This is a genomic window from Mesorhizobium sp. M0633, assembly GCF_040320645.1.
GTDB lineage: Bacteria > Pseudomonadota > Alphaproteobacteria > Rhizobiales > Rhizobiaceae > Mesorhizobium.
Window position 1 is genome coordinate 247,818 of sequence record NZ_JAMYQC010000003.1, and the last position, 16,989, is coordinate 264,806.

The 16,989-nt window shown below is 60.1% G+C and carries 17 protein-coding genes, 1 tRNA gene and 2 pseudogenes; 8 read left to right on the forward strand and 12 right to left on the reverse strand.

Going from position 1 to position 16,989, the window contains the following annotated elements:
• Positions 1 to 32: 32 nt before the first annotated feature.
• Entirely contained in the window at positions 33 to 173 is a 141-nt protein-coding gene (locus NKI47_RS04740; RefSeq protein ID WP_023678913.1) for a DUF1127 domain-containing protein, read from the reverse strand.
• A gap of 222 nt (positions 174 to 395) precedes the next feature.
• Between NKI47_RS04740 and NKI47_RS04745 the strand changes: the two genes are divergently transcribed.
• Both NKI47_RS04745 and NKI47_RS04750 read left to right on the forward strand, forming a co-directional pair.
• On the forward strand, positions 396 to 1,514 hold the full coding sequence (locus NKI47_RS04745; protein WP_352568847.1) for a DUF2157 domain-containing protein: 1,119 nt from the start codon (positions 396 to 398) through the stop codon (positions 1,512 to 1,514).
• Positions 1,511 to 2,095 carry a GDYXXLXY domain-containing protein gene (locus NKI47_RS04750; RefSeq protein WP_352587907.1) on the forward strand — a complete coding sequence of 195 codons (585 nt, stop codon included), beginning with the start codon at positions 1,511 to 1,513 and terminating at the stop codon, positions 2,093 to 2,095. Before NKI47_RS04745 ends, NKI47_RS04750 begins: the two co-directional genes overlap by 4 nt.
• A 91-nt stretch (positions 2,096 to 2,186) precedes the next feature.
• On the opposite strand, the gene NKI47_RS04755 is transcribed toward NKI47_RS04750, so the two are convergent.
• A tRNA-Leu gene (locus tag NKI47_RS04755) sits at positions 2,187 to 2,271 on the reverse strand.
• 343 nt (positions 2,272 to 2,614) lie between these two features.
• Between NKI47_RS04755 and tig the strand changes: the two genes are divergently transcribed.
• The 5 genes from tig to NKI47_RS04780 all read left to right on the forward strand — a co-directional run bounded on the left by tig (position 2,615) and on the right by NKI47_RS04780 (position 7,546).
• A complete protein-coding gene (gene tig, locus NKI47_RS04760) occupies positions 2,615 to 4,090 on the forward strand; it encodes a trigger factor (RefSeq protein WP_023678910.1) in 1,476 nt (491 codons plus the stop codon).
• 160 nt (positions 4,091 to 4,250) lie between these two features.
• Entirely contained in the window at positions 4,251 to 4,772 is a 522-nt protein-coding gene (locus NKI47_RS04765) for a hypothetical protein (protein WP_023678909.1), read from the forward strand.
• 212 nt (positions 4,773 to 4,984) lie between these two features.
• Complete coding sequence (locus NKI47_RS04770) at positions 4,985 to 5,338, forward strand: c-type cytochrome (RefSeq protein ID WP_502894605.1); 354 nt, start codon at positions 4,985 to 4,987, stop codon at positions 5,336 to 5,338.
• A gap of 146 nt (positions 5,339 to 5,484) precedes the next feature.
• Complete coding sequence (locus tag NKI47_RS04775) at positions 5,485 to 6,417, forward strand: heme o synthase (protein ID WP_352587909.1); 933 nt, start codon at positions 5,485 to 5,487, stop codon at positions 6,415 to 6,417.
• Positions 6,418 to 6,733: 316 nt separating this feature from the next.
• Positions 6,734 to 7,546, forward strand: a complete 813-nt coding sequence (locus NKI47_RS04780; RefSeq protein ID WP_023678906.1) for a DUF2189 domain-containing protein — start codon at positions 6,734 to 6,736, stop codon at positions 7,544 to 7,546.
• A 66-nt stretch (positions 7,547 to 7,612) separates the two neighbouring features.
• Here the strand turns inward: NKI47_RS04780 and NKI47_RS04785 are convergent, their stop codons facing one another.
• From NKI47_RS04785 to NKI47_RS04830, 10 genes and pseudogenes are all read right to left on the reverse strand, one after another.
• A complete protein-coding gene (locus tag NKI47_RS04785) occupies positions 7,613 to 8,086 on the reverse strand; it encodes an aminoacyl-tRNA deacylase (RefSeq protein ID WP_023678905.1) in 474 nt (157 codons plus the stop codon).
• A 144-nt stretch (positions 8,087 to 8,230) separates the two neighbouring features.
• Entirely contained in the window at positions 8,231 to 8,635 is a 405-nt protein-coding gene (locus NKI47_RS04790) for a cytochrome C oxidase subunit IV family protein (protein ID WP_023678904.1), read from the reverse strand.
• Between the two features lie 10 nt (positions 8,636 to 8,645).
• The gene (locus NKI47_RS04795) at positions 8,646 to 9,368 is read right to left on the reverse strand and encodes a heme-copper oxidase subunit III family protein (RefSeq protein ID WP_023678903.1); all 723 of its coding nucleotides are present in this window, start codon (positions 9,366 to 9,368) and stop codon (positions 8,646 to 8,648) included.
• 13 nt (positions 9,369 to 9,381) lie between these two features.
• On the reverse strand, positions 9,382 to 10,086 hold the full coding sequence (locus NKI47_RS04800; RefSeq protein ID WP_023678902.1) for a cytochrome c oxidase subunit 3: 705 nt from the start codon (positions 10,084 to 10,086) through the stop codon (positions 9,382 to 9,384).
• On the reverse strand, positions 10,083 to 11,852 hold the full coding sequence (gene ctaD, locus NKI47_RS04805) for a cytochrome c oxidase subunit I (RefSeq protein WP_023678901.1): 1,770 nt from the start codon (positions 11,850 to 11,852) through the stop codon (positions 10,083 to 10,085). The genes NKI47_RS04800 and ctaD overlap by 4 nt, the downstream gene beginning before the upstream one ends.
• Positions 11,853 to 11,943: 91 nt before the next feature.
• Entirely contained in the window at positions 11,944 to 12,759 is an 816-nt protein-coding gene (gene coxB, locus NKI47_RS04810) for a cytochrome c oxidase subunit II (RefSeq protein WP_023678900.1), read from the reverse strand.
• A gap of 157 nt (positions 12,760 to 12,916) precedes the next feature.
• Positions 12,917 to 13,109, reverse strand: a pseudogene (locus NKI47_RS04815) (efflux RND transporter permease subunit); the annotation flags it as partial.
• Positions 13,110 to 13,115: 6 nt separating this feature from the next.
• Positions 13,116 to 14,462 carry a PQQ-dependent sugar dehydrogenase gene (locus NKI47_RS04820; protein ID WP_352587912.1) on the reverse strand — a complete coding sequence of 449 codons (1,347 nt, stop codon included), beginning with the start codon at positions 14,460 to 14,462 and terminating at the stop codon, positions 13,116 to 13,118.
• The gene (locus NKI47_RS04825; RefSeq protein WP_352587915.1) at positions 14,462 to 14,911 is read right to left on the reverse strand and encodes a DUF2231 domain-containing protein; all 450 of its coding nucleotides are present in this window, start codon (positions 14,909 to 14,911) and stop codon (positions 14,462 to 14,464) included. The genes NKI47_RS04820 and NKI47_RS04825 overlap by 1 nt, the downstream gene beginning before the upstream one ends.
• A gap of 131 nt (positions 14,912 to 15,042) precedes the next feature.
• Positions 15,043 to 15,399 (reverse strand): SPW repeat protein, encoded by a 357-nt coding sequence (locus NKI47_RS04830; RefSeq protein ID WP_023678896.1) that lies wholly within the window; start codon positions 15,397 to 15,399, stop codon positions 15,043 to 15,045.
• A gap of 495 nt (positions 15,400 to 15,894) precedes the next feature.
• Here NKI47_RS04830 and NKI47_RS04835 point away from each other — a divergent pair.
• Positions 15,895 to 16,987: pseudogene (locus NKI47_RS04835) on the forward strand (glycosyltransferase family 4 protein).
• Positions 16,988 to 16,989 lie beyond the last annotated feature (2 nt).

A 16,989-nucleotide genomic window follows, 5' to 3' on the forward strand; every position in this document is an offset into this window, starting at 1 on the left:
AAACTGGTTCGGACCATTTGCGGCCCGAAGGATTAGACCGCCTTGCGGGCGACGTAGTGAATGTCGCTGCGGCTGATGCCGAGGTCGGTCAGTTCACGGGTGCTCAGGCGGTTCAGCTCGGACACGGTGTCCCTATAGCGGCGCCAGTTGCGATAGTTGCGGATCAGGTTCATGGTAGTCTCGTTTCGTCTTTCTTTCGGATCATTCCGTCTTTGTGTGCACCGTGAAAATAGGTGAGGTTATATCGATTTAAAAGCGCTATTGGTGCATGGCAGCAATGCAAATTGTGCAATGCAGCATTAACGCGCGTCCGGTTTTCCGCCCAGATCGGAAAATGCCGTTAGGTCAAACGCTTGGCCGGACGAGCTAAAAGGACCAAGCAAAGGGGGAGGGGCATGGCGAGCTATTCGTCACGGGTCAGGTCGGATATCGCGCGATGGCAGCAGGCTGGCCTGATCGACGCGCCGACAGCCGATGCGCTGACGCGCGACGTCGAGGCAAACGAACGCAAATCGCTGAGTTTCGGCTCGATCCTGGCGATGATGGCGGCGCTGCTGTTCGGCGCGGCTATCCTGATCTTTATCGCCGCCAACTGGGAAGTCATCCCGCGGCTGGTGCGGGTCGCGGCACTTTTTGCCGTTATCCTTGCCGGCTATGTCGGCGGCGCGGTGCTGAAGATGCGCGACCATGCGGCGATCGGCGAAGCACTGTGGATCGTCGCGGCGGCGGCATTCGGCGGTTCGATCGCGCTGATCGGCCAGATGTATCATTTGTCGGGCGACGAGGCCTCGGCCTTGATCACCTGGGGCGCCGGCACGGCGCTGGCGGCGGTGGCGCTGCGCTCAAACCCGCTGACCGTCGCTGCCGTCGGCATCGCCGATGCCTGGCTGTTCCTGAGAGGGTTCGACTACTTCCGGCGCACGGAATTTCCGCATCTCTTCGTGGTCATGGCGCTAATTCTGTTCGCCGTTTCGTTCTGGACGCGCAGCCAGGCGGCGCGCCACCTGATCATCCTGTCGGTCCTTTTCTACCTCGTGCTGTTGGCCATGGAATACGACACGCTGCAAGTCGCCATCCCGCTCGTTGCCGCATCGGTGCTGCTTTTTACCGCTGCGATCTTTGCTGCCGGGCCGGTCGAGAGGGTTTTGCAACTCGGCGGCAGGTTGCCCTTGCACGCGCTGATCGGCTTTCTCACCGGCCTGGCGATGATCCAATTCGAACTGGCGGATGAAAGCAGCTACAATAGCGGCTTCGCCATTGCCTCGGCTGTTGCGCTGGCCGGCATCGTCGCGGCGATCGTGCTGGGCGGCCGCGAGAGCCGGGGACTGCGCTGGGTTGCCTATGCGGGCTTCGCCTTCGAACTCGCCATCATCTATGTGGTGATGCTGCAATCAATGCTCGACACGGCAGGCTTCTTCCTTGCGGCGGCGGTGCTTCTCGCCGTTCTTGCTTTCATTATCATCCGCATAGAAAAGCGCATGAACGCCTCGAACATGACAGGAGCGGCGGCATGATGACCGGCAAAAGACTGATCATCTCGGCGCTGGTCCTGGCGCTCGTCCAGATCGGCTTTCTGAGCTGGATCATCGCCGGACGCGCGGCGATCCTGCGCGATGGCAAGCAGGTCCTGCTCAGGGTCGAGCCGATCGATCCGCGCGATCTCTTGCGCGGTGACTACATTCTGCTCGGCTACGATATTTCGCGCATACCGGTGAAGCTGATCGGCAACATTCCGGCCGGCAAGCTTTCCAGCGAGGAAACGTCGATCGTGGTCAGGCTGAAGCAGGGCGCCGACGGCTATTGGGGGCCGACCGCGGCTTGGTTCGGGCAAGCGCCGGCGCCGGCAGCATCCGATGAAGCCGATATCGTCGGACACGTCTCCGAGGGCTGGAATATCAGCCAGGGAGCAACGACGATCGCGCCGGATTACGGCATCGAGCGCTTCTATCTGCCGGAAGGCGAGGGGATGGCGATCCAGAACGACATGCGGGTGCGGCCGTTCGGCATCCGGGTGGCGATTGCGGCCAACGGCACCGCGCAGATCAAGGCGCTGGTGGACGGCGACAAGACACTGTTCGAGGAGCCGCTTTACTAGATCGCGCTACGGCCTTGGCAATGATCCTCCTTCGCCAAGGCTTTGGAGGAGCTTCGAGTGGCCTGCCACCCGAAGCTCGAAGAGCGAAGGATGGTGCGGATGAAGGGACTCGAACCCCCACGCCTTTCGGCACTGGAACCTAAATCCAGGGCGTCTACCAATTCCGCCACATCCGCATTGCCCGGCCAATCCCATGTAGCCATCATTCTGTCAATGTCAGAGCCCACATCGGCATCCTTGGCCGGAATGCAAAGATGGTTGAAAATCGGCCGCGCCTGTGACAAAAGGCGTGTCGAATGTGACGGGACGCGACGATCCGCTTCTGCAGAATGTGATAAGAAGTAGGAAAAACAAAGACTTATTCACATTTTGGAGCGTATTTCTGGAGGATTTGTGCCGCGTTGAGCGGACAGATCGCCAAGTCCCGCACCAAAAGCCATTCCCGGCAAGATCATACCGGCAGGCTGTAAACGGCAGGGGCCGTTTGACGGCCTCATTGGTGGAAACAAAGGTTTTATGATGCAGGTCACCGAAACGCTCAACTCCGGTCTCAAGCGCGAGATCAAGATCACCGTGCCGGCCGGTGACATGGAAGCCAAGCTGATGGCGCGGCTCTCCGACGCCAGGAACAAGGTCCGCATCAACGGCTTCCGCCCCGGCAAGGTGCCGGTGCAGCATCTGCGCAAGGTCTACGGCAAATCATTCATGGCCGAAGTGGTCAACGAGATTCTCAATGATTCGACCCGTTCGATCATCACCGGGCGCGGCGAAAAGGCCGCCATGCAGCCTGAAGTGATCATGACCGAGGACGAGAAGGAAGCCGAGAAGATCCTGGCAGGCGGTGCCGATTTCGAGTTCCGCCTGAACTATGAGGTCATTCCGCCGATCGAGATCAAGGATTTCTCCGACATCAAGGTGACGCGCCAGGTGTTCGACGTGCCGGATGAAGAGATCGACGAGCAGGTCAAGCGTGTCGCTGAATCCGCCCGCACTTACGAGCCGAAGACCGGCAAGGCCGCCGAGGGCGATCGCGTGACCATCGATTATGTCGGCAAGATCGACGGCGAAGCCTTCGGCGGCGGCGCCGGCACCGATCAGCCGCTGGTGCTCGGCTCGAAGGAATTCATCCCCGGCTTCGAGGACCAGCTGGTCGGCAGCAAGGCCGGCGACGAGAAGCAGGTCACGGTTACCTTCCCGGAAAACTACCAGGCGGCGCATCTGGCCGGCAAGGAAGCCACTTTTGACGTGACGATCAAGGAAGTGTCGAAGCCCGGTGCGCTTGAGATCAACGACGAGATGGCCAAAAATCTCGGCCTTGAATCGCTGGAGCGCCTGCGCGAGGTGGTGCGCGGTCAGATCGAGAACCAGTTCGGCTCGATAACGCGCCAGAAAGTCAAGCGGCAGTTGCTCGACCAGCTCGACGCTGCTTACTCGTTCGAGGCGCCGTCCAAGCTCGTCGAGGCCGAGTTCAACAACATCTGGAACCAGGTCAACCGCGACCTCGAAGCTGCTGGGCGCACCTTTGCCGACGAAGAGACGACGGAAGAAGAAGCGCGTGCCGAATACATGCGGCTTGCCGAGCGCCGCGTGCGTCTCGGCCTGGTTCTCGCCGAAATCGGCGAGAAGGCCGGCGTCACCGTGACGGACGAGGAATTGCAGCGCGGCCTGTTCGAGCAGGTGCGTCGCTATCCGGCCAACCAGCAGCAGGAAGCCTTCGAATTCTATCGCAATAATCCCGAAGCGCTGAACACGTTGCGCGCGCCGATGTTCGAAGAGAAGGTGGTTGACCATCTGCTCGGCCAGATTTCGGTCACCGATGTCAAGGTCAGCAAGGAAGAGCTGCTGGCCGACGACGAGGATACGGAGACAACCAAGGCCAAGCCGGCGAAGAAGGCGGCTGCGAAAAAAGCGGACACCAAGAAGGCCGACGACGACGCTGAAGAGCCGAAGAAAAAGGCCGCGCCGAAGAAGAAGGCCGCCAAGGACGCTGAATAACGTCCCTGCTGAATTCCGAAAGGCCGCCTTCTCGAGGCGGCCTTTTTCGTTGTGGCGCAGACGCAACGGATTTCACGCATCTGGCGGTCGAGGTAGCGATATGAAGCTTTGATGATTATCTGCGCTGGGTTGCTGACCGCAGCGGTTGTTGGAGGCATCGTTGAGACAGTTCTTCGGTATCGGAAGCGTGGCGGCGGCGTTCCTGCTTGCGTCGGTCTGCGGCATTGCCCAGGCTGATACGGTTCTCGACAACTGGCGGTTCGACAAGAGCAGCGATGGCCTTGTCACCGCCTCGCTTTACGCGACCAACAAGCTCATCACCGGTGGCGGCGCATTGAGCTACAGCCCGGTTTTGACGATCGCCTGCCGGACAGCCGGCGAACCGCGTTGGAGCGAATGGCTGCAACTGAGCGACACCGTTTCCGCCAGCCGAACCATCGCCATGTCGGTGACTGTCGGCCAATCCGGCAAGCTCAACGAAAGCTGGTCGGTCGGCCCGCGCAGCAGAATGCTGGTCCGCGACGGTGCCGACGGCATCAGGCGACTGATTTCCGCGGACCGGCTGCTGCTGTCCTGGCGGTTCGGGCTGCTGTCGGGGCGCGGCAAAGCCGAGTTTGACCTCACCGGAGTTGAAGAGGCGATCGGCCGGATCGCCGCCAGCTGCAACACCAAATTGCCTTGAGCAGATTGTCCGCATTAAACCTTTGCATGGCCGAACTCTACCTGCCGGCCGGGTTCTGTGGTATGTAGGTGCCGCAACCCCAGGCATTGGATATCCGTTCTGCCATTCAAGAGCGCATGCCAGCGGACTAAATGTCGGCCTGTGCAGGTCAGCCAGGGCAAATTGGCGATCAGGGAGGAAATGCCATGCGTGCCATTGTGTTTTTCATCATCATGTCCGTCGCCACCGTCATTGCCGGCCCCTCGCGGGCACAGGATGCCGCGGCGGGTGAGAAGGTCTTCGCCAAATGCAAGGTCTGCCATATCGCGGACAAGGATCAGAACAAGATCGGTCCGTCCTTGAACGGCGTCATCGGCCGAACGGCCGGCACGCATCCAGGGTTCAGCTATTCCAAGGCTATGACCGAGGCCGGAAAATCCGGCGTTAAATGGGACGAAGCCACGCTGACGACCTACCTTCGCGATCCCAAGGCGATGGTCAAAGGAACCAAGATGGCGTTTGTCGGCCTCAAGAAAGACGAGGACATCGCCAACGTCATTGCTTATCTGAAGCAATTCTCCAAATAGCCCGGCTCTTCCGCCGGATCTTGGCATAGCAAACAGGTCGAGGCATAGCCTCGGCCGCAATCTGCCGGCAGTGTCGGTGGGAGGGCGGCTCGTTGCAAAAAAGACATTGGCCGGCTAGGCTGCCATTCCCATCGGTGGTCGTCTGAATGTCGACTGAAGAAAGCCGTCTCAAGGATACCGGCATCCGCCTCTCGGAGGCGACGGCGGGTGATTTCTTTGCGCTTTTGAAGCCACGCGTCATGGCGCTTGCCGTGTTTACTGCCTTCGTCGGCCTGATGATGGCGCCCGGCGTGATGAATCCAGTTATCGCCGTAATTGCCATCGGCGCAATCGCGGTTGGAGCGGGAGCCGCCGGCGCGCTCAATATGTGGTACGACGCAGACATAGACGCCTTGATGTCTCGCACGTCCAAGCGACCAATTCCGTCCGGTCGCGTCACGCCTGGCGAAGCTCTCAGCTTCGGTCTGGTGCTTTCCGCACTGTCGGTCATGACGCTCGGCGTGCTGGTGGGGTGGCTCGCCGCATCGTTGTTGGCGTTCACCATCTTTTTCTATGTTGTTATCTACACGATGTGGCTGAAGCGCTCGACGCCACAGAATATCGTCATAGGCGGCGCGGCAGGCGCCCTTCCTCCGGTGATCGGGTGGGCTGCTGCAACCGGCGCAATCGGCATTGAAAGTCTCATCCTGTTTCTGATCATTTTCCTCTGGACGCCGCCTCATTTCTGGGCGCTGGCCCTTTTCAAGGTCGGTGACTATGCCGCGGCGGGGGTCCCGATGATGCCGAATGTGGCCGGCCAGCACTCGACCAGAAAACAAATCTTCGCCTATTCGCTGCTCTTGGCGCCAATCGGCGTGCTTCCTTGGGGCTTCGGCTTCGCGAGCGGATATTACGGCACTGTTTCAGCCGCGTTGGGTGCAGGTTTCATTCGGCAGGCCTGGAAGGTTCTCGTCGCCGACAAGGAGATGAAGCCGGCAAAGGCACTGTTTGCGTATTCGATTGTCTATCTTTTCGCAATATTTGCGGCGTTGCTTGCCGACACCATTGTAATGCGAGTGATCGCTTCAGCCGACTATTGACCCCGGCTCAAAACATCACGTTGGCAGAGCACAAAATCCCAGCAACAGCAGAATAATGACGCCAAGGCCGAGTATGAGAACTGTCCTTCCGTCCATGACCTTCACCTTCGACTAGAAGAGCATATCGAAGAACGGCGTCCGTAGCTAGTCAGGCTACCCGGGAGCTCCTACTCCCGGGCCTTCCTACAAAGCGCGACAAGTCCCCCGCATGAGAGTATATTGATCATGGTGCAGGTCGCGGTTTGCGTGGGCCAATCATGCAGAACGGCAGCACCGTAAAACGCGACCTTACCGGACCTGGTCTGGAGGAATGGTCATGGCAAGCTTTCACGTGATAGCAGGCGCCAGCGAGACGCTGGAACACACCAGAATTCGAAAAATCGGTGTCTCCGATCTTTTTGATGCGCTCAGGCGTGGCGTCGATGATTTCATGGTCAAACCGTCGCACATCGTTTTTCTCTGCCTGATCTATCCGATTGCGGGAGTCGTGCTTGCTGTCTGGACATCAGGTAACAACACGCTGCCATTGCTGTTTCCGCTTGTATCCGGCTTTGCACTGATTGGTCCGTTCGCGGCGATCGGCCTCTATGAGATCAGCCGGCGACGGGAAGCCGGGCTCGACGCCTCGTGGAGGCACGCCTTTGAAGTCAGGAGTTCTCCGGCACTGCCGGCTATTGCAGCGGTCGGCGTCATGCTGCTTGCGATCTTTATCGCCTGGCTTTTGACGGCCCAGATATTCTACCAGACCCTGTTCGGCCCGGCGCCGCCGCAATCGCTGTCCAGCTTCATCAGTGAAATATTCGCCACGGGACGCGGCTGGACGCTCATCATCCTGGGTCACGCCATCGGCTTCGTGTTCGCCGCGGTTGTGTTGTGCACCACGGTCGTCGCATTCCCGTTGTTGCTCGACCGCGATGTCGGCGCCTACGAAGCCATCCACACCTCGGTGCGCGTTGTCCTGGCCAACCCGATCGTGATGGCCGTGTGGGGCCTTATCGTCGCCGTCGCCCTGATCGTCGGCTCGCTGCCAGTGTTCGCCGGGTTGGCAGTCGTGCTGCCGATCCTTGGTCATGCGACCTGGCATGTCTATCGGAAAGTTGTGGAATCGCCGCCGGCCACCAGACCGTGAGCTGAAAAAAACCTGCCCTGCGCGCACCGGTGAAAGTGCCGGTGCGGGCAGGGTGGGGCAGAGCTTTCAATAGGCCGGGTGGCTGAAACGGGCCTGGCGCGCGTCCTTTGTCAGGTCGCGGAAATCCTTGCCGCTCACATGCACCAGCGTCCTATGGTCACCGCCCTCGAAATAGACTTCGGGAGCGTCGCCGAGGCTTTCATCGAGGACCACTGGCACATCATAGGCAGCGCCGATCGGCGGCACAGCGCCGACATCGCAATCGCCGAACAACGAGACCACCTCGTCTTCGGAGGCAAGTCCAAGAGGCTTGTCCATGACATCCTGCAATGTCGCGAGTTCTATCCTGTGCGTGCTTGGAACCACGGCGAGCGCGTAGCCACGGTCGTGGTGAACGACCACCGATTTGGCCATTATGCTGCCAGGCACATGTGCCGCAATGGCGGATTGTCTGCTTGTCGCCGTGCGGTGATGCTCGACGGTGTCGTAGGAAATTCCTTTTCTGTCGATGAAGTCCTTCAGTCTGTTTGCGATGGTCATCTTGGGCGCCCCTTGCTGGTGTTCGCGACGCATGTGGAAACGCCGGCATTGCCTGTCGTTTCCGATACCAACAGAAATGGACCAGCCGTGGATTGTTTCAAGGCGAAGGCTCCAGGACCGGACCGCCTGGATCCGGATTGCATGTCAGGGCCCGGCCCCGAAAAACGCCATTCGGGTGAGAAGCGTGTAGTCCGCTTCGAAGACCATCATCGTCACGAACACCAGCACCAGCACCGGCGGCAGGATGATTGCATATGTCAGCGCCAGCCGTTCCCAGGCCATGTGCATGAAGATGGCGACGATCAGCCCTGCCTTGAGGATCATGAAGATCAGGATCAGCGACCATCTGAGATAGCCGTGGAGACCGAAATAGTCGACCAGATAGGAGCAGGTGCTGAGGATGAACAACCAGGCCCAGACCACCAGATAGAGCTTGATCGGGTGCTCTTGATGAACCTCCGCCGGGGTAAACCCGGTCGTCGTCGCATCATGGGTACGGGCGCTGTCCAGCGCATGCTGTCCCAGGCCGTTTGCGGTTGCTTCAGCCATGTCCTGCCTCTCACCAAAGATAGAAAAATGCGAAAATGAACACCCAGACCAGGTCGACGAAATGCCAGTAAAGCCCCATGATTTCGACGTTCTCGTAGCGGCCCCTCCGGCTGGTGAAGAAGCCGGGCCGTCCGACGTCGTAGTCTCCGCGCCAGACCTTTCGCGCCACGATGATCAGGAAGATCACCCCGATCGTCACGTGCGTGCCGTGAAAGCCGGTAATCATGAAAAAGGATGCGCCGAACTGGGCAGCGCCCCAAGGATTGCCCCAAGGCCGCACGCCCTCGGTGATCAGCTTGGTCCATTCGAAGGCCTGCATGCCGACGAAGGTCGCGCCGAGTGCTGCGGTCAAGAGCATCAGCACTGCCGTCTTGCGGCGGTCGCGGCGGTAGCCGAAATTGACCGCCATGGCCATCGTTCCGCTGCTCGAGATCAGCACGAAGGTCATGATGGCGATAAGGATCAGTGGAATGTCGGAGCCGCCGATGCGCAGGGCGAAGACCTCGCTCGGATTGGGCCACGGCACGCGTGTTGAGATACGCGCGGTCATGTAGGAGAGCAGGAAGCAGCCGAAGATGAACGTGTCGCTGAGCAGGAAGATCCACATCATGGCCTTGCCCCAGGACACGTTTTTGAACGCCCGCTGATCCGAGGACCAGTCGGCGGCGATGCCTTGCCAGCCTGCGGGCCGCGGCTCTGTTCGGCCGATGTGGGCCAGTGTCGTCTCTGCCATCCGCCCGTTCCTCCTAGGTCAGCAACCCTCGGCAAATGTCGATTAAAGTCGAAGCCCAGCCGGCCAGAAGCGCAAAGATGGCGAGCCAGACGAAAAGCAGGAAATGCCAGTACATGGCGCACAGCTCGACACTGAGGCGAAGCCGCTGCGGCTGCGCTCCGTTCCAGGCGCCGACGCTCGTTCTGCCCAGCCCGACCAGTCCTCCCAGTATATGCAGGCCATGCATTCCCGTTAGCAGGTAGAAGAAGCTGTTGGCCGGATTGGATGCCAGAAAATAGCCGTCCGCACTCAGTTCCCGCCATGCCACAAGCTGTCCAATCAGGAAGACGAGCGCCGTGAGTCCAGCGGTGGCGAGGCCAAGCCTGACCATGTCCACTTGACCCTTGCGCGCCGCGAGCGAAGCGCACTGTATCGCAATGCTGCTCAAGACCAGTACGCCGGTGTTAAGCCAGAGCAGGGGCGGGATGGGCAGCGGCCGCCAATCCGACAGCGCCATGCGCATGAAGTAAGCACTGGTGAACAGCGCGAACAGGCAGCCGACGACGGCAAGGAAGACGCCGAGACCGATCTTTGCGGTCGGCAGCGCCGATCGGTCCAGAGCGACAAAATCCCCGATCATACCTTGCTCGAGCCACGGTTTCGTCATTAGCCGCTGATGGGAAAGCCACCACCCGGCAATACCGGCGATCACGAGCAGGAAGACCAGGATTACGCTCATGCCGGCTCCCTGGAGGGCGCGAAGGAGCCCGGAACGTTTTGCGGTATGAAGTCCTCCTTGGCTCCCGGTACGCTGTAGTCATAGGCCCAGCGATAGACGATCGGCAGATCCTTGCCGAAATTGCCGTGGGCGGGCGGTGTTTCGGGCGTCTGCCACTCGAGCGTCGTTGCCCGCCACGGATTGCCGCCAGCCTCACGGCCATGGCGGATGCTCCAGATGAGATTGAACAGAAACACAATCTGAGCAAAACCGACTATAAAAGCCATGATGCTGATAAACGAGTTCAGGTGATGGGCCGATTCCGTCATGATCGTCATGTCGGTCAATTCGTTGTACCGCCGCGGCACGCCCATCAAGCCGAGATAGTGCATGGGAAAGAAGATCAGATAGGCGCCGAGGAAGGTGACCCAGAAATGGAACCGGCCCAGTGTCTCGTTCAGCATCCGGCCGGTGACCTTCGGATACCAGTGATAGATCGCGCCGAAGATTACGATGATCGGGGCAACCCCCATGACCATATGGAAATGGGCGACGACGAACATCGTGTCCGATAGCGGAACGTCGACGACGACATTGCCAAGAAATAGCCCAGTCAACCCGCCATTGACGAAGGTGACGATGAAGGCCAAGGCAAAAAGCATCGGTATGGTGAGGTGGATGTCGCCGCGCCACAGCGTCAGCACCCAATTGTAGACCTTGATGGCTGTTGGGACGGCGATGATCAATGTCGTTGTGGCGAAGAAAAAGCCGAAATAGGGATGCATGCCACTGACATACATGTGGTGCGCCCAGACCACGAAGCTCAGCGCGCCGATGCCGACGATGGCCCAGACCATCATGCGGTAGCCGAAGATGTTCTTGCGCGCGTGGGTGCTGATCAGGTCGGATACGATGCCGAAGGCCGGAAGCGCCACGATGTAGACCTCCGGATGGCCGAAGAACCAGAACAGATGCTGGAACAGGATCGGGCTGCCGCCGCCGTGCTGCAACTGTTCGCCCATCTCGACGATCGCCGGCATGAAGAAGCTGGTGCCGAGCGCCCGGTCGAGCAGCATCATCACGCAGGCGACGAACAGCGCCGGGAAGGCGAGCAGCGCCATGATGGTGGCGGTGAAAATACCCCAGACAGTAAGCGGAAGGCGCATCAGCGTCATGCCGCGCGTGCGCCCCTGCAGCACCGTCACGACATAGTTCAAGCCGCCCATGGTAAAGCCGACGATGAACAGGATCAGCGAGACAAGCATCAGGATGATGCCCCAGTCCTGGCCGCCTGGCGTACCGGTCATGATCGCCTGCGGCGGATAGAGCGTCCAGCCGGCACCCGTCGGTCCGCCGGGCGCAAAGAAGCTCGACACCAGGACCAGCACGGCGAGCAGATAGATCCAGTAGCTCAGCATGTTGACATAGGGAAAGACCATGTCGCGAGCACCAACCATCAACGGGATCAGATAGTTGCCGAAGCCGCCCAGGAAGAGTGCCGTGAGCAGGTAGATCACCATGATCATGCCGTGCATGGTGATGAACTGGTAGTAGGCTTCCGGGGTGATGAAGTCGAATGTGCCGGGGAAGCCGAGTTGCAGCCGCATCAGCCAGGATAGCACCAGCGCGACCATGCCGATCGCTGTCGCCGTCGCCGAATACTGGATGGCGATGACCTTGGCGTCCTGCGAGAAAACGTATTTCGTCCACCAGCTGTGCGGATGGTAGAGTTCCATTTCCGCGACTTCGGCCGGCGGTACCGCATCTGCAGGTGTGATATCGACCATAGGAACACCTCCGTGCCCTTTTCGGCCAGCCCGACAGTTCGGGCTTGCCACACTAATTTCAATCCCGACGGCGCGCCGTCGTTCCGGTTTCCTACTCTGCCGAGCCCATCTGCTGGGGGGCGGACAGCTGCGCAAAAGTCTGCTGCTGGCCAAGCCACGCCAGATAGTCTTCCTGAGTATCGACCATGACCACGCCATGCATCATCGGATGTCCCTGGCCGCAGAGTTCGGCACACAGGACCTGGAAGGTCCCCGTCTTGGTCGGAGTGAACCAGAAATAGGTGACCGAGCCCGGGATCATGTCCATCTTGGCGCGGAATTCCGGCACGTAGAAATCGTGCAGCACATCGACCGAGCGGAGCAGCATCTTGACCGGTTTGCCTACCGGGAGGTGCAGGTCGGCCGCTTCCACTACGACATCGTCCTGGCCGTTGGCATCGGTGGCGATGACGCCGAGTGGATTTTCAGCGTTGACGTCGCGAGTGTCGGATGTGCCGAGCTTGCCGTCCTTGCCGGGGAGGCGGAAACTCCATTGCCACTGCTGGCCGACGACTTCGACCTCGGTTGCGTCGCTTGGAACGTTAACGAACCGGCTCCAGACGAACAGGCCTGGAACGAGCAAAGCGGTGACGCCAACCGCGGTGACGACCGTCAGCCAGGATTCGAGCCGCCTGTTCTCAGGTTCATATGCCGCCTGATTGCCTTCCCGATGACGGAAGCGGAAGACGCAATAGGCCATGAAAAGAACCACGGCGGCGAAGACGACACCGGTGATCCAGAAAGTTATGATGATGGTGTTGTCGATATAGTCCCAGTTCGAGGCAATCGGCGTCCACCACCATGGGCTCAGGAAGTGGAACAACACCGAGCCCACGACTATCAGAACGAGTACAAGCGCAACGGCCATGTCCCGGTTCCTCCCGGTATTCCAAGCGGCGCAAGCCGTCCCGGGAAATACCAAGTGCATCATAACTTGATTTGCGATGAAAATTCTAGAGCCGGCTGTGGGAAGGGCAAAAATACCATTTCGGCGCTGGCGGTCCTTCGGTTCGGCGGCAGCGCGTGGCAAACATCGTCAGCGTCGAGTAACCGGCAAGGGCGGGCACGCCGAATGTGCTCGGCAGAGTCACCGGAACGGCGATCGTCGGGGATCGTCGCGCGCAGGTTCTGCAGGAACAGCAGCATGACGAAGAACGTCAGCACGATTGCTTCGACCAGTGTCCGTTCACCTGCTCGACGCTCGACGAAGGGAGTGGAGCCACTTTATTGGCCGGCAGATGTCACCCGCCAAACTGTGTTGCCGACGTCGTCGGCGATGAGCAGGGCCCCGGTTTTGTCTACAGCTAGGCCGACAGGCCGGCCGCGCGCCTTGTTGTCCTTGTCCAGGAAGTCAGTCACCACGTCGGTAGCGACGCCGCTCGGACGGCCGCCGCTGAATGGTACGAACACTACCTTGTAGCCATTGAAGCGCGTGCGGTTCCAGCTGCCATGCTCGCCAACGAAGGCGCCGCCGCGATATGCCTCGGGAAGGCTGGTTGCCGTATAGAAGGCCAGTCCCAGAGGGGCGACGTGGGAACTCAGTGCATAATCCGGAACGATCGCTTTTGCGACCAGGTCCGGACGTTGGGGCATGACGCGGGGATCGAGATGCTGGCCGTAATAGCTGTATGGCCATCCGTAGAAGCCGCCATCCTTTACCGAGGTCAGATAATCCGGCACGAGATTGGGGCCGAGCTCGTCGCGCTCATTGATCACTGCCCAGAGCGCCCCGGTCTGCGGCTCCCAGCTCAGGCCGTTTGGATTGCGCAAACCGCTGGCGAAAATGCGCGACCGGCCGGTGGCCCTGTCTACCTGCCAGATGGCGGCGCGGTTCTTCTCTGCCTCGATGCCGTTTTCGGCGACGTTGCTGTTCGAGCCGATGCCGACATAGAGCAGCGAGCCGTCGGGGCTTGCCACCAGACTCTTCGTCCAATGGTGGTCGATCGGGCCGCCGGGCAGGGCGGTTAGCGGCGTTCCGGGCACGGTGATCTTTGTGTCACCGGTGTTGTAGGGATAGCGGACGATGGAGTCGGTATTGGCGACGTAGAGATCGCTTCCCACCAGCGCCACGCCAAAGGGGGAGCTCAGGTGGTCGAGGAATACGCTGGTCAGCTCCGGCTTGCCATCGCCATCGGTGTCGCGCAGCAGCGTAATGCGGTTGCTTGGGCCGCTGTCGCCGCCCGAGGTGACCCAGGATTCGATCCAGCCCATCACCAAATCCTTGGGCCGTTTGATCGGGTCGCCACCCGGCGCCTTGGACTCGACCACCAGGACGTCGCCATTGGGCAGCACGTAAAGCGACCGCGGATGCTGCAAGCCGTGGGCATAAGCCTGGATCTGCAGCCCCTGCGCGACGGTCGGCTTTTCGTCGTTCTTCCATCCGACCACGGAAGCGAGATGCATGGGCGGGAAGAAATATTGGATCGGCTCCGGCAGGTTTGGATTCGGCCCTATCTGACTGCTGGGATCCGGGTCGTTGCCGCTGCACGCTGCAAGAGTGATCGCCGCAGTGCAAATGAGGACGGACACCGCGATGCGCCTGGTCTGACCGATGGAGCTTGCTATGCGCATCAATCCGCCACTCCGACGTGATGCCGGTACACCATGGACCAGCCCAGCCAACCAGTGAAGATGAGGATGAGCACGACAACCGCCGAGAGGATCAAGCCGGTAGGCACGATGGAGGTCCATGCATCGCGGGTGTGCACGAGCATGTTGATGATGGATAACGCCAGCGCCAGAAGATTGCCGAGCACGTGCGGCCAGGCGGGGGGCTGTGCCCTTATCAGCGGATTGGCCAGGAAATCGATCAGCCCCGCGATCGCTGCTAGGCAGCCCATGATCACGCCGACGGTAACCAGCCAAGCGGAGAAGTCAGCCCACATCATCTCCGCTGTTCGCCAATAGGCTAGATCCGTCAGCAGGATGCCGACGAAGCAGGCGATCGGAAATGGCACGAGCATCGGATGAATAGGATGTCCCGCAATCCTGGCCGTCGAACGCGGATTGTCACCGACCATAATGCGCCATCCTTCCTATTCTCGTCCAAACAAACGCCGCCTGCCCGGCCTCCGGCGGCTGTTGCCGAGAGACCGGCAGACGACCGATAGATCCGTCAGGCCCAAAAAAGGGCGCTGGCTGGCTGCGCCTGTTAGGCGGCGGACTGGGTCGGCGGGTTCTGATACATCATCCAGAGCTCGATCGCCGCCAGCACGGCGACCAGAATGCCGATCACGACATGCACGGTCATCGCCGTGGTCGCCTGGAATCCAAGCACCCAAGGCGATGCGAGAACCCACAGTCCGACGACCAGGTTCACCCACTCTTCCCACACGGCAAATGCTGCGAGGGCGGCAACCGAAAGCACGACGATCAAGATTCCGCTGCCGAGGGCGTTCTGCGTCTGCGGGCCTGCCGCAAATGCGAAGATCCAGGGAGAGAAGAACAGAATTGCCCCAAGGATCAGGTTGGCTACGTCACAGAGCCTGGCGTTTGTCCACTGGTTCATGGCATCCTCCATAAGGAGCGTTTATGGCTCCTGAGTTCGGCAAGGTGGTGCCTGAGTTCGGCGAGATGCGCCCGAAGCCGCTCACTCCGTGTCACGGTAGTGCCCTGCCCGGCTGGAATTCCGCATCTGGCGGTACTCCAGCCAAATCCAGCTATCTAACTGAATTCCGGGCTTTATGTTCCATTCGGCACCGGCACGCCTGGATCAATTGGTGGTGATCGAACAAATCCAAACCTGCCTGTCAGGGGGCGGCGGGGCGGCGGCGCGTAGCTCATTCTGTCTTTTTATCGAGCCGGTGAAACATTTCTCATGGATCTCAGTTCTTGGATGCAGAGGAGTTGAATAAGGGAAACCTGATTGCACGGGAGGAGCACGGACGGCACAACTATAAATACGCTCTGCATAGAATACTTCGCAACGGGAAGCTCTCGCTTGTCTTGGTTGCCGCCGAAGCTTGTTTGAAAGACGGCGATCGCCGCCGAAAAGATTTTCTAAATGAAAATAGCCCAGATCGCACCGCTAACCGAATCCGTGCCGCCCCGAACCTACGGTGGAACCGAGCGAATTGTTTCGTATCTGACCGAAGAACTTGTCCGACAGGGCCACGAGGTGACGCTGTTCGCCAGCGCCGATTCTCGTACCTCAGCCGAGCTGGTGCGGTGTTGCGACGTCGCGCTGCGCCTGAACCCCAGGGTCCAGGACGGTGGTCCGCACCATGTTATGATGCTTGAACGGGTGCGCCGGCGAGCCGATGAATTCGACGTTTTACATTTCCACGTCGATGTCCTGCACTTCCCCATAATTCGGGATTTTGCCAGACGAACGGTTACCACGCTTCACGGCAGGCTCGACCTGCCCGATCTGGCGCAGCTTTATGCGATGTTCGACGACGTTCCCCTGGTCTCGATCTCCTTCGACCAGCGCCGGCCCATGCCGCCCGTCAATTGGGTTGGAACCGTGCATCACGGCCTGCCCCGCGATCTTCTACCATTCCACCCGAACACCTCTGGCTATCTTGCGTTTCTCGGTCGCATCTCGCCGGAAAAGGGGCCGGAAGCGGCCATAGAAATAGCAGCGCGGGCCGGGTTTCCCCTGAAGATCGCCGCCAAGATCGACAAGGTGGACCAGTCGTTCTGGAAGGAAAGGGTCGAGCCGCAAGTGCTGCGGCATTCGAACGTAGTTCATTGGCGAGATCGATGAGCGGCAAAAGGCGGATTTTCTGGGCAATGCGATAGCGCTTTTGTTTCCGATCGACTGGCCGGAACCCTTCGGGCTCGTAACGATCGAAGCAATGGCCTGCGGTACGCCGGTGGTTGCGTTCCGGCGTGGCGCCGTCCCGGAGATCATCGATGACGGTGTGTCCGGATGGATCGTGGATACGGTGGAGGAAGCCGTGGGCGCGCTCCGGCGCATAGACAGCCTCGATCGCGCACGAGTGCGGCAGACGTTCGAGAAGCGGTTCACGGTCGAGCGCATGTGCAGCGATTATGTGGCACTCTACCGAGCACTCACGAGCGGCACGGCAGACGCAGTTGCCCCCACAAACGAGCTCTCCAGAAATATCGCGATGGTGGCTGTGCCGGGCTGAGG